Origin of the sequence: Bacillus sp. DB-2 (assembly GCF_003315125.1) — a bacterium.
In the GTDB taxonomy this organism is placed as follows: Bacteria; Bacillota; Bacilli; order Bacillales; family Bacillaceae_G; genus Bacillus_A; species Bacillus_A mycoides.
The window spans coordinates 214,599-227,211 of the sequence record NZ_QNRN01000009.1 but is presented as its reverse complement, the minus strand read 5'-3'; the positions used below and the strand labels follow the sequence as shown (position 1 = coordinate 227,211).

Here is a 12,613-nt window from a genome sequence, read left to right as displayed (position 1 = left end):
AACATCTGAAATTTAAAAATTTATTGAGGATGGTATAAAAGGCAGCGATAGGTACGGATTATAAACTTTGGCTAAAGATTCGAGAATACAATCAAATTAATCGTTACATTTCTTGGCCAAACCTCTTGTCAAGATTCTCCTATAAAAATAGTGGGAAATATAAAATCAGACGAATGTTGAACATGTTTTTTGGAATCTATTATTTTTTATCTATGTATTTCTTTTATCTGGGAATCATAAAAGGATATTACTATTACATTATAGTCTTTCATATACATAAAACTATTTCTCAATTAATTCCTAGAAAATATGTATAGTTACCCTCACTTCATATTAATATTTAATTAATCTGTATAAATATCAAGATAATTAAAGAATAATGACTTTAATTCTCTTATGTATTCTTTCTCATTTATGTTGAGTTTCGTGAGTATCAGTTACTGTAATCTTCGAAAATTATTTTTATAAAATATCCTATGTTATAAAAATATAAAAAATATATCAGGTCAGACTTCTTTTGAAAAATATTTAAAAGTATTACGAAACTAAAAAAAAAAGAGTACGTTTGTTATGTAAATAAATTTTAAGGAGTGGTAATGTTGAAACGTTCACTAGGTTTATTATCAACTGCTGTTGTAACAGCATCAATGTTATTCGGTGTAAGTGGTCACAGTGCATATGCTGATTCACTTTCAGAAGAAAAAGATATGTATCAAGTAGCGGCAAAAGAATCAGCTGAATGTAAGAAACAAGGACAGTATAAAGTGTGTGAAACGCCAGAACAAGCAAAAAAATGGGGAGAAAAACAATACAATAAATGGAAACCAAACAAAAATGAACAGACTGTTTTAAATAGCTATACAAAATATGCTGGGAAATTTAATACACCACTTAGAGATAACAAAGGAGACATAACAAAGATTAAAAATCCAAACGACAAAAATAATATTCTAGCTTTAGACAGCGTATTAAATAGGGGGGAGATACCTGAGGACGTAATTTTATTCAGAGGAGATGACCCTATTGCATTTATGGATGACCCTAATAAATTAATAAAAAATGGCAAAATCGATAAAGAAGAATTTAATAAATTGAAAGAAAAATATAAAGGGAAATCTAAAACGGAATATGGATATATAAGTACTTCTTTGCTATCTAATACTCCAATAGTTAGCACAAAAGTTTTCCAAATAGAATTTAAAACATTAGCTGGAACACACGGAGGATATATAGAAAAACATAGTTCTTATCCAGGACAATATGAGTTTTTACTACCTAGAAATACAACTTATATTATAAGTAAAATGGAATTAAGTAATGATGAAAAGCATATAAAGATTGAGGCATTAGTAAAAAGGTAATAACAAAATCACCTTCGTATTATTCAAAGCTTTCTTCTAATATAAGTTTTGAAACTTATATAAATAGACAGTAACGCGACTTTAATTGATAGAATAGTATGAATATATAAGTTGACGGATGTACAGCAGCACTACATATCTTACGTTAACATGTTATGAAATTTGATAGAGTTGTTATATTGAAAGTACATTTGGTCTATTAGTGGCTGTTGTGATAGCGGGAACACATGAGGGTATATAAACTTACGTGGTTATTATCCATGATAACTTGAATTTCTATTACAGGAACCATAACTTACATCATAAGTAAAATGGAATGGAAACATTAGTAGAGTAGTGTTCATAGGATCGTGTCTGTATTTAAAAATATTTTTTTAAGGAGCAGAAAAAATGAGCCGAAAAAAACAGATATTCACCGTTATATGTGCATTTGGGATAGGATTAGCAAGTTATACTAATTGTACTTCTGCAGAGGTTTTAGACAGTACTTCATTAAGAAATACTTCAACTATATCAAATTTTTCCCAAGTATCAGCTGTTGCTAAAGAGATGAAACCCTTTCCACAGCAAGTAAACTACTCTGGTGTTATTAAACCAAATCATGTTTCGCAAGAAAGTTTGAATACCTCAGTTATAAATTATTATAACAATTGGAAAAAGAAGTATCTAAAGAATGATCTTTCTTCACTACCAGGTGGCTACTATGTCAAAGGAGAGATTACAGGGAATGCGGATGGTTTTAAACCGTTAGGAACTTCAGAAGGCCAAGGTTATGGTATGATAATCACGGTCTTAATGGCAGGTTATGATTCAAACGCCCAAACTATTTATAATGGCTTATTTAAGACAGCGAGAGCTTTTAAAAGTTCCGAAAACCCAAATTTAATGGGTTGGGTTGTAGCCGATAGCAAAAAAGCGCAAGGGCATTTTGATTCTGCGACAGATGGAGATTTAGACATTGCTTACTCACTTCTTCTTGCTCATAAGCAATGGGGATCAAATGGCACAATCAACTATTTGAAAGAAGCTCAAAATATGATTACAAAAGGTATTAAGGCTAGTAATGTGACCAAAAATAATAGTTTGAATTTAGGTGATTGGGGTTCGAAAAGTACATTTGATACTAGACCTTCCGATTGGATGATGTCTCATTTAAGAGCGTTCTACGAATTTACAGGGGATAAAACTTGGCTTCATGTCGTTGACAATCTCTACAATACTTATACGCAGTTTACAAATAAATACTCGCCAACTACAGGATTGATTTCTGATTTTGTTGTAAAAAATCCACCACAACCTGCACCTAAAAACTTTTTAGATGAATCAAAACATACCGATGCATATTACTATAATGCGAGTCGTGTACCACTCCGAGTTGTTATGGACTATGCAATGTATGGAGAAAAGAGAAGTAAGGTGATTTCTGAGAAGGTTACTACGTGGATAAAAAATAAAACAAAGGGTAATCCATCTAAAATTGTAGACGGTTATAGCCTAGATGGAACAAATATTGGTGATTATCCAACAGCTGTATTCGTTTCACCATTTATTGCCGCTGGTACAACCAACAGTAATAATCAAGCTTGGGTGAATAGCGGTTGGGATTGGATGAAGAATAAGAAAGAAAGCTATTTCAGTGATAGTTATAATCTATTGACCATGTTATTTTTAACTGGGAATTGGTGGAAGCCAATTCCTGATGAAAAAAATATACAAGGCCCAATAAATTCAGAAGTTCAGTCTGAATTTAAGGAATAGCTTATAAAAAAACGTAGGAATACATACTCCTACGTTTTTTGTTCACACATTTTCTTGTTTATATGAGGGGGAGTACTCATCACTAACAACTTAGCATTTCTGATTCTGGTGCAAACAATCTATCAAACTTGGACATTCTGATACTGGCACGCTAAAAAGGGCGTGATCAGTATGAATAAGCTATATTTATTCAAATGGACACAAACAAATTTTTTTAATTGAAGATATTAATCCTAGAAATTCAGGGGAAACATTTTTGATTGTTGAACAAGAGATTCTTAGAAATAACAGAAAAGTATTGAAACGTTTTTATGGGTTCTGGTGCAAAAACTTTGAAGTATACGAAAATGGTCTATCAAACTTGGACATACTGATAGTACTACACTATAAAAGGTACGTGATCAGTATGGAAAAGGAGAATATATTTAAGTGGAAACATTATCAACCGGACATCATCTTGTTAACTGTACGTTGGTACCTACGGTACAACTTAAGCTTTCGTGATTTGGTGGAAATGCTGGAGGAAAGAGGATTATCCATTGTTCACACAACGATTATGCGCTAGGTTCAATTAGAAGAGAAAGTATGATATCACCTTACATCAACAAATGACTCATGGGGAGTCGATGAAACCTATATTAAAGTAAAAGGGCAATGGACGTATTTATATCGTGCCGTTGATTCAGAAGGGAATACCATTGATTTTTATCTAAGTAAATCAATGAATAAACAGGCAGCCAAGCGCTTTTTCGTACATTTCTAAACCTCACGTGATAACAGTAGATAAAAAACCCTGCTTATCCTGTAGCGATTCAAGAGTTGAAAAAAGAGAAATATATGCCTGAAGGCATATAACTAAGGCAAGTTAGATATCTCGATAATATAGTGGAACAAGATTATCGTTTTATTAAGAAACGTGTGCGCTCTATGTTAGGGTTCAAGTCATTTAAAACAGCAGCCTCTATATTGAGTGGTGTTGAAGCCATGCATATGATAAAAAAGGACAGATTGATTTACGGAATCAGTATGTTCACAATCAAAAAGAATTCATCAATTATTTGGATTAACAGCGTAAAGAGCAATTCCGGTAGGAATCCTGATTGTTCCTTGAAATGTGTCCTATATTTGAAACAGAACCGGTTAAAATTAAGATGGTTCAAGTTGGAGGAAGGAACCTTATGGTGCCTTTTTAGTAGACAAAATTATATAATTTGTATTATATAAATAAATGGATAACAGAAAGGTAAGTGAATATTATAATTAATTTTGAACCATTTAATCCAACAATAAATGACATAGCGATCAAACTTGCTATGGTACTGTTTATACCATTATTCTTAGCATTGCTTGTCAAAGTCATACTTATGAAATTTATGAGAGAATCGCTTGCTGGCAGACTAGCATATCTATCTTGTCTATTTTTTATGTACTATGTATTTAAATTTGTTACAGAGTAGAAAGGCATCTTAGGGTGTCTTTTCTTTTATAAATAAAAGTAACGTAGTATTTAAATCTATACGTTCACACAAGATTACATGGATTTAGTTCTGTAAATCTATAAAATTTTAGTTTGGATTTTCTTGTCCCAATCAAGTTCCAAAAATGAAAGTTTAGAGTTTCATGTCTTTGTACAACAACAGCTGTAGAAAGACATAAAAGTCTAAACTAAAATCTCATGAACAATCGTTGATAAATAGCCATTATCATAAATTTTGTAGGTACTTTCATGTCTCAATAACGGGACATGAAAGTCTAAACCTTTTGAACATAGGATAAGAAACTCCAAACTACTTAGCCAGTAATAATAAAATAAACTGAAAGTAAACTTTTACATAGAAGTTTGCTTTCAGTTTCATCAATAAGAAAAACCACAACAATTGCTGTGGTTTTTCTTATTAACCGACCAAAGTTATATTGTAAATGTTCATAGCATTGTATGTTGAATTTCAATTGTAAGTTCTAATGTAAACTTTTATCCAAAAGTTTACATTCATTTTTCCTTAAACATTGACTTTTATCTAATTTCACTGATGTAATAAAAATAGACAAAAAAGTATACATTCAAATCATTGAAAATAAAGGGATTGAAAAGCAGATGGATAAAAAGCAACATTTAATTGATGTACAACCAATTCGGAGCATAGAACAGCTTAATGATATGAAATGGTCGCTCAAACGTCATTGTTCAGATCGTGATTATATATTATTTTTAATTGGTATTAATACGGGGTTACGTGTAAGTGATTTACTCAAAATGGAAACGAATGAAATTTTAAAACTGAAGCGAAAAAAACGGAAAGAATTTAAAGTGAAAGAAGGAAAGACAAAAAAGGAGCGTATCATAAATATTACATCCATTTTTGAGGAAGTACTTCCATACGCTGAAGATCTAAAAAGTATCTGGTTATTTCCTTCTCGAAAAGGTGATAAACCCATTAGTAAAATTCAAGCCTATCGACAGTTACAAAAAGCCGGGGGTTTTGCCGGAGTCGAATCTTTAGGTACCCATACCATGCGTAAAACATTTGGATATTGGTTTTACAAGCAAACAAAGGATATTGCTATGTTACAAGAAATATTGAATCATAGTACACCACAAATTACACTAAGATACATCGGGATTAATAAGGAAGAAAAAGATAATGTACTTGACACATTCCGCATCTAATTTAAATGAAATGCTTTTTTGTTTTGTTGAAAATATATGAGGTACTATCAACAAACGTTAAAATGTTGATGGTACCTCATATAGGACGGATTAGCATTTTCCATAGTCCCCTTTATAGGGTGATTTTTATAAACTGGACTGTAATTTAAGACTCTATTTCATACCTCTTTCGGATGGGAACACCAATTGACCATTTGTAATCAATAAAAAACGCCATCCTTACCTATGATTCTACAGAAAGAATAGCGTATTTTTTCATTTTAAGAAAGTTTAGTTTTGTTAGCTTAATAGCGATGGGTCTTTACTCCAACAAAGGGATTTATGGAAAATTGTAGAATGTATTAATTTTAAATTCTTATACCCAATTTTTTAGGAGTGACTACAAATGCGAATATACCCTGATTGTCCAATTATTACTAGAACAGTAGAGGTTGGCGGACTTACGAAATCACAGCTTATTCAGAAATTGCAACAATACTCCATTTTGATGAATGAGTATGGAGAAAGACTGCTAGCTGATGATAAATTTACGACTTCTAATACAAAGTACAGCCTGGAGACCGTTGAACTAACCGTTATAGACCTTGGCTTTCCTGATGGAGCTACTACGGCTCAGCTCTTTAAAAGAGCGAGCGAACTTGGTTTGGAATTGTGTCCGCTTGAGCTGGGACCTCAACTAAGATTGGAGTATCTGGAACAGCCTGAAGGTTATTTGGGGAATGCCTCACAACAACATCAAGCTCCATCTGGCTCCATCACAATAGCATCGGAAATATTAACTAAAGACGATGATTTTCCGAAAGGCTTTTATCTTAGACGAATTAATGGCGTGTTGTGGCTACGCGGATACATCGCTGACCATCTGCACGTTTGGAAGCCTGAAGACCACTTTATCTTTGTCAAACAAAAAAATTTTAAGAAGTGAGAAATCATGAGAAACTTACCTGCTTTTGTTCAACTAAAGGGGGGCTTTACTTCATGAGACCGTCGTTAGACGGTCTTTTTTATTGTCCTTGTTTTTAGGGATCACCACATCACTATCAAGCTAAGAAAAGCAAATACCTCAAAACAAAAAAATAAGCTTTTTTGTTACAAGTTAATACAAAATTTCGTTCTGGGGGTACTATAAAATATTAGCTTGATAGCAATGGGGCATTATAAAATTCTTAAGTTGATGGGCATGCGGCTGTACCCCTATATAAATCTAAAAATAAAGAATGACTGTTTTAACAGTCATTCTTTATTTTTAAGATTTAAGTATGAAAAAGTGTTCCTTGTAAAGCTTTTACATAGCGATCAGCAGATCTTTGAACAGCTTCATTTGCATCCTCGATTATTACTCTATGAAATGCATTATACAAACGATTAAAAGGTAAGTCTTTAATCTTATCTACCATTTCTTTTACTTTATTAGCTGGTAACGGAATCAAATTTGGATAACTATACATAAAACTTACCCACTGACGATCTGCAACAACTTGAATGATATCGCCTGTCAGAAGAAGCCCTTTTTTATCACTGCCATCTTTCCAATGTAAAATAGCTCCACCTTTAAAATGCCCTCCCAAACGATAAATTGTAATCTCATCAGTTAATACCAAAGATTCTCCAGACCAGAAAATAATTTGTCTACTTGAACGATTTACCCACTCTTTATCATCTTCATGAATATAAATTGGAACATTAAATGTTTCTGCCCATTCTACTTGTGTAGAATAATAGTGAGGATGGGAAAGTACAATTGCTTGTATACCTCCCAATTTATGTATCTCTTGTATTGTATTTTCATCTAAATAAGTAATACAATCCCACAAAACATTAAAATTTTGACTTTGTATTAAATAAGCTGTCTGCCCAATTGCAAATTCAGGTTTTGTATTAATGCTATATAAACCAGTTTCTTCTTTTAAAATTTCATTTTTATATAATTTACTTTTTTGCATTTTTTCAAGAGTAGTCCATGATTGTCCAGATGGATTAATATACTGCCTTTCTTCATTACAAATTATACAATCAGAAGGAACTTCTTGACTTTTAGAATATTGAACGCCGCATGTATTGCAGATGTAATTTAACATATGTATGCCCCTTTGTTATAAAATTTCTCACAAATTAATTATAAACTTCAAACTAAAATTAATCTATTTATATATTGAGAATCTTCAAAAACAATTATATATACTTACCTTTTAATTAACATAACACCCCTTATTGGGTATCATTATAAATGATACCGTGTATAATTTATACCTATTTTACATTTATTTAATATCGATTTATCATAATTTATATAATATTGAAAGTGAGTGATGAACATGATTGGAATGCAATATAAGGTCATTTTGCCAAAAGATTATGATATGGGGATTATTAAAAAAAGGGTGCAAGACAATGGACACAAGACGGACAGTTTTCCAGGGCTTAACTTTAAAGCGTATTTAATCACTGAGGCAGAGAAGAATGAAAGTTCATATAATTCCTATGCACCGTTATATATTTGGAATAACTATCAAGGAATGAACAAATTTATCTTTGATGGTTTTTATGACAATATTTTAGAATCCTTCGGATGGCAACAAATTAATATCGGTGTTCCTTTGTCTATTGACTTAGAAAAAGATTTTATTAAAAGTAAATATGTTGTTGAATATGCAGGGAATATTACTGAAAGCAAATCATTAACCAATACGCCATTTAATACTATTAATCACTATGTGGAAAATGCAGAAAAAAGTTTGGGGAATTTATTAGTTTATAATCCAGATAAATGGGGATATAGTCAATTCAGTTTTTATCAAGAAAAACCAAAAGTTAACTCATCAGACACCCTTACAGTATATGAAGTTTTGCATATTTCAAAATAACAATTAATCTCAAAACCACACAACAAGAAAGGGAATGAGAGTATATGCCTTTTGTTAACGTTTATTACCCTGAAGGTCTATCGAATAAAGAAGAATTAAAAAGGTAAGCAATAGTATTCACCTTTCTTTAATTGAACATTTCGAAGTTCCTGAAAATGATTACTTTCAAATGTTTTTCCCTATCCATCTAACCAATTTTTTTACGATCCGTATTACCTGTTAGAAGGAGAAAAAAAGAGAACAGAAAAAATAATGTATGTTTCTATTACATGTGGGCCAGGAAGAACAATAAATCAAAAAAAGAGTTTGAAACATTGTACCATAAAGCATCTCAATAACCTGATTGAACAGGATCATCGACATGTAAAACGGCGCTTTGTCAAATCTTCTGGATTCCAAAATCTTCGTCATGCTTCACGTACTATAAAAGGTATCGAGACCATTCATGCCCTATATAAACAAAGGCGAAGTCTTCAAAGAGACTCCGCCTTTTCAACGTACAATGAACTTCAACAATTACTAGCTACTTCCTAAACATTGTTCCTCATTTACCAACCTGTTTATGCTTTTTCAAACTTTGCAGCAAAACCTATACACTCATTGATTCCCAATACTAATAGATACATTAACTTCCGTTTTCGATAATTATGTAAATAAGCTGTCTATATAGACAGCTTATTTTTTTGCTTAGCTTGTTTTTTTCCGAAATGCTAGCGGTATCCCATCGTCCTCAAGTTAAGAAATTTATTATCCCCCAAAAAACGAACTAAATTCATATAAATAGTTGTAGAGAGATGAAAATTTCGTTTTGGGAATACTTCAAAATAGTAGTTTGATGGGGCAGCTGAGATACGTGTAAAAATAGATTATGGGATTACTTTTAGTTCAAATCTGATTTTAAGCTGAATTTTTCACATATACATTCGTATTTAATTGTATAGGATGTTTACAAATTAATTAATCTTTGTTGAAATATTTTTCCTTAGTTTGAACCGAGATGCAATTGGATTATCATTCTTACTTACAATTTTTTATGAAATCGGATGATAATTCATACTTTTTAAAATTTCTTCGTACTGTATATACTCCTGCCTCTTATTGAGTTCATGACTGTTTTTCAATGTTGATAAAGCACTCTCGATTAAAAATATCCTCGGATTTTCCTTATTATACATAATTTCTTCTTGTATAAAATGTAACAGACTTAAATAGGTAGTTATTTTCTGTTCTTTATCATTTAATGTCTTCTCAATTGTTTTTTTTAAGTTTAACGTAGCAATTGAGAACTCATTATTAAAAAAATCATTGTAACTTGATTGAGGTAATAATTCATTTATGTGATCGGGTGTAAATAGCTGAATGTCTTTTTTACTAATATCTTCTAAGATGGTATTTACTCGATCCATACAATATGAAACAATCTGCTTTGTTGTAATTGTTTCATTCCAGACATTATTCGTATGAAGGATATTCTGCAAAATACCAATGAAAATAACTGCACAATCCATTAAATAAATTGCTTTATTCTCTGGGAAGATATTTAAGAATCGTTTATATACCCAATTTAAAAATAGATATTTAGACTGTTTTATGAATGTAATCAACTCTGGATCATTAGATACAATCACGTCTTCGATTAATTGCATTAATTTATTTTTTTTATTAAGCTCCATTATAAGAATAACTTGTTCTATATAGACAGTGATATCTGTACAATCTTCTCCAATGAGTAGTTTATCCCGTTCTATTTCTATCTCTTCTAGAATGGAACTAAATACAGTTTTAAACAGTTCGCCTTTGGAAGAAAAATAATTATAAAAAGAACCCTTTGAAATCCCACTATGATTTAAAATATCTTGAATAGATGTAGCATGATATCCCTTTTCAATAAATAATTCATGTGCCTTATCTATAACATACTTTTTTTTCTTATTCACTATCTGCACTCCTTTGTAATTTATGCTTCCATATTTATAATAAGATTATAACAAAAATATACCATCCGTACAATTTTGTACGGATGGTATATTTTTTGTTGATAATAGACCGCTAATGATGTATCATAAGTTTTATTAAACCGAAAGTATATAAATGTACACGAAGTACAAAAGGTGAAGGGAGTGTATATATATGTCCGAAAAACAATCAAAAACTTCTTTTGGATTATTGTTTATATTAATGACTGGGGCATTCGTTGCTTTATTAAGTAACACGTTACTTAACATAGCTCTACCAGCTATTATGAAGGATTTTGATGTGAGTGCTTCAACCGTACAATGGTTGTCGACGGGGTACATGTTAATCAATGGGATTTTAATCCCGACAACTGCATTTTTAATCAAAAAATATACAGCTAGACGTCTATTCTTAACCGCTATGGGATTATTTACAGTTGGTACATTAATCGGTGGATTTGCACCAAGCTTTCCAATATTATTATCTGCTCGTATGATTCAAGCTTCAGGAGCAGCGCTTATTATGCCGCTACTAATGAACGTATTATACACAACATTTCCACCCGAAAAACGTGGTTCCGCTATGGGAATGTTTGGTTTAGTAATGATTTTCGCACCAGCTATTGGTCCAACTTTATCTGGATGGGTTATTCAACATTATGATTGGCCAATTTTATTCTTAATGATGGTACCAATTATGTTCTTAGTCTGGATTTTAGGTTACTTTAAATTACAGGATTATAAAGAAAAAACTAATGATACCATTGATGTTTTATCCGTCGTGTTATCTGCGTTAGCCTTTGGTGGTATTTTATATGGATTTAGTTCTGCTGGTAACAGCGGCTGGGATTCACCAAATGTTTATTTAACAATTGTATTAGGACTGGCATCATTAGTCGGGTTAATCGTTCGTCAATTTAAGCTTGATGAGCCAATGCTTGATTTTAGAGTATATAAATATCCAATGTTCGCTCTATCATCCGTCATTTCTGTTGCGTTAAATATGGCAATGTTCTCTGCCATGCTGTTATTACCGATTTATCTACAAAACATTCGTGGCATTTCTGCTATGGATTCTGGTTTACTCATGTTACCAGGAGCATTAATTATGGGGATTATGATGCCAATTACAGGGAAATTATTTGATAAGTTTGGTCCGAAAATGTTGGCATTTATTGGCTTAGCTATCGTGATTGTTACCACATTCTTATTTAGTCAGCTAACAGGTTCAACAGGGTATACGCATTTAGTCGTCTTATATGCAGCACGTATGCTCGGTATTTCAATGGTTATGATGCCGATTATGACGAACGGTTTAAATCAATTACCACCAAAATTCACACCACATGGTACAGCAATGAATAGTACAATTCAACAAGTATCTGGAGCAATTGGTGGCAGTCTACTTGTTACAATTATGTCTAATCGTACGGCAATACATGTAGAAGAAATGATGACGGATACTATGGGCAAGCTAACAAGTGCACCTACAGGTGATGCTTTATTAAAAATACAGCAGCATATTTCCATGGAAGCGACTATTTCAGGAATCAATGATGCATTTCTTGTCTCAGCTGTTATTGCTGGTTTTGCATTTATTCTCTCATTTTTCCTTAAGCGGACAACAGTTCCAATTTCGGATCAATCAGATGTGCTGAATGAAAAAATAAGTTAGTCGATTCAAAGAGGATTCTCTTTTTTACCAAAAAGAATGTAAACCAGAAAGGATAGAAAGATTCTCTGGTTTACATTCTTCTATATCTATGTGAAAGTTTGTCAAACTTGTTTCTTTCGTTAATATATTAAAATTCTAGATGAAATGAAAATAAAATTTGAGATAGCTGATATCATTTCTATGGATGCTGGTAAACAAATCATTTTAGAGAAACACGAACAAGGAATTAAGAAAATGGAAATGAAACTGAAAAAGCTTCGGAAAGAAGACGTGTAGAAGTTTGTAGAGCTTTCAAAGCGTTTGTTCTTATAATCATATATAAAATCCCTTAT

Annotated in this window: 10 protein-coding genes and 3 pseudogenes; 11 read left to right on the top strand and 2 right to left on the bottom strand. The window is 31.9% G+C overall.

What is annotated here, in order from left to right; all coding sequences use genetic code 11:
- Nucleotides 1-596: 596 nt before the first annotated feature.
- The 6 genes and pseudogenes from DET63_RS17320 (at nt 597) to DET63_RS17295 (ending at nt 6,712) form a co-directional block, all read left to right on the top strand.
- A complete protein-coding gene (locus DET63_RS17320; protein ID WP_002204075.1) occupies nt 597-1,361 on the top strand; it encodes an ADP-ribosyltransferase in 765 nt (254 codons plus the stop codon).
- Between the two features lie 390 nt (nt 1,362-1,751).
- Nucleotides 1,752-3,119, top strand: a complete 1,368-nt coding sequence (locus DET63_RS17315; protein WP_113937302.1) for a family 8 glycosyl hydrolase — start codon at nt 1,752-1,754, stop codon at nt 3,117-3,119.
- A gap of 406 nt (nt 3,120-3,525) precedes the next feature.
- Nucleotides 3,526-4,186 (top strand): annotated as a pseudogene (locus DET63_RS17310) (IS6 family transposase).
- Between the two features lie 180 nt (nt 4,187-4,366).
- Nucleotides 4,367-4,576 (top strand): hypothetical protein, encoded by a 210-nt coding sequence (locus DET63_RS30670; RefSeq protein ID WP_113937301.1) that lies wholly within the window; start codon nt 4,367-4,369, stop codon nt 4,574-4,576.
- Between the two features lie 638 nt (nt 4,577-5,214).
- Entirely contained in the window at nt 5,215-5,787 is a 573-nt protein-coding gene (locus DET63_RS17300) for a tyrosine-type recombinase/integrase (protein ID WP_113937300.1), read from the top strand.
- 385 nt (nt 5,788-6,172) lie between these two features.
- Nucleotides 6,173-6,712 carry a helicase gene (locus tag DET63_RS17295; protein ID WP_098800994.1) on the top strand — a complete coding sequence of 180 codons (540 nt, stop codon included), beginning with the start codon at nt 6,173-6,175 and terminating at the stop codon, nt 6,710-6,712.
- 328 nt (nt 6,713-7,040) lie between these two features.
- Here the strand turns inward: DET63_RS17295 and DET63_RS17290 are convergent, their stop codons facing one another.
- Nucleotides 7,041-7,865: an MBL fold metallo-hydrolase gene (locus tag DET63_RS17290; protein ID WP_113937299.1), complete on the bottom strand. Its 825-nt coding sequence runs from the start codon at nt 7,863-7,865 to the stop codon at nt 7,041-7,043.
- A 237-nt stretch (nt 7,866-8,102) separates the two neighbouring features.
- Between DET63_RS17290 and DET63_RS17285 the strand changes: the two genes are divergently transcribed.
- The 3 genes and pseudogenes from DET63_RS17285 to DET63_RS17275 form a co-directional block, all read left to right on the top strand.
- Nucleotides 8,103-8,651: a DUF4865 family protein gene (locus tag DET63_RS17285; protein WP_113937298.1), complete on the top strand. Its 549-nt coding sequence runs from the start codon at nt 8,103-8,105 to the stop codon at nt 8,649-8,651.
- A gap of 44 nt (nt 8,652-8,695) precedes the next feature.
- A pseudogene (locus DET63_RS17280) lies at nt 8,696-8,960 on the top strand (tautomerase family protein); the annotation flags it as partial.
- A 3-nt stretch (nt 8,961-8,963) separates the two neighbouring features.
- Nucleotides 8,964-9,185, top strand: a pseudogene (locus DET63_RS17275) (DDE-type integrase/transposase/recombinase); the annotation flags it as partial.
- A 497-nt stretch (nt 9,186-9,682) separates the two neighbouring features.
- Here DET63_RS17275 and DET63_RS17270 read toward each other — a convergent pair.
- The gene (locus DET63_RS17270; RefSeq protein WP_016093733.1) at nt 9,683-10,588 is read right to left on the bottom strand and encodes a TetR/AcrR family transcriptional regulator; all 906 of its coding nucleotides are present in this window, start codon (nt 10,586-10,588) and stop codon (nt 9,683-9,685) included.
- Between the two features lie 193 nt (nt 10,589-10,781).
- Here DET63_RS17270 and DET63_RS17265 point away from each other — a divergent pair, with 193 nt between their 5' ends.
- Together DET63_RS17265 and DET63_RS30665 are read left to right on the top strand one after the other, a co-directional pair.
- Nucleotides 10,782-12,281, top strand: a complete 1,500-nt coding sequence (locus DET63_RS17265; RefSeq protein WP_002204021.1) for a DHA2 family efflux MFS transporter permease subunit — start codon at nt 10,782-10,784, stop codon at nt 12,279-12,281.
- Between the two features lie 144 nt (nt 12,282-12,425).
- Nucleotides 12,426-12,557, top strand: a complete 132-nt coding sequence (locus tag DET63_RS30665) for a hypothetical protein (protein ID WP_258550634.1) — start codon at nt 12,426-12,428, stop codon at nt 12,555-12,557.
- Nucleotides 12,558-12,613: the final 56 nt, after the last annotated feature.

Bases quoted from the DNA above. Each gene is read 5' to 3' on its own strand.
- DET63_RS17265 (WP_002204021.1), top strand. From the start codon at position 10,782: ATGTCCGAAAAACAATCAAAAACTTCTTTTGGATTATTGTTTATATTA.
- DET63_RS30665 (WP_258550634.1), top strand. From the start codon at position 12,426: ATGAAAATAAAATTTGAGATAGCTGATATCATTTCTATGGATGCTGGT.
- DET63_RS17300 (WP_113937300.1), top strand. From the start codon at position 5,215: ATGGATAAAAAGCAACATTTAATTGATGTACAACCAATTCGGAGCATA.
- DET63_RS17290 (WP_113937299.1), bottom strand. From the start codon at position 7,865: ATGTTAAATTACATCTGCAATACATGCGGCGTTCAATATTCTAAAAGT.
- DET63_RS17320 (WP_002204075.1), top strand. From the start codon at position 597: ATGTTGAAACGTTCACTAGGTTTATTATCAACTGCTGTTGTAACAGCA.
- DET63_RS17295 (WP_098800994.1), top strand. From the start codon at position 6,173: ATGCGAATATACCCTGATTGTCCAATTATTACTAGAACAGTAGAGGTT.
- DET63_RS17315 (WP_113937302.1), top strand. From the start codon at position 1,752: ATGAGCCGAAAAAAACAGATATTCACCGTTATATGTGCATTTGGGATA.
- DET63_RS17285 (WP_113937298.1), top strand. From the start codon at position 8,103: ATGATTGGAATGCAATATAAGGTCATTTTGCCAAAAGATTATGATATG.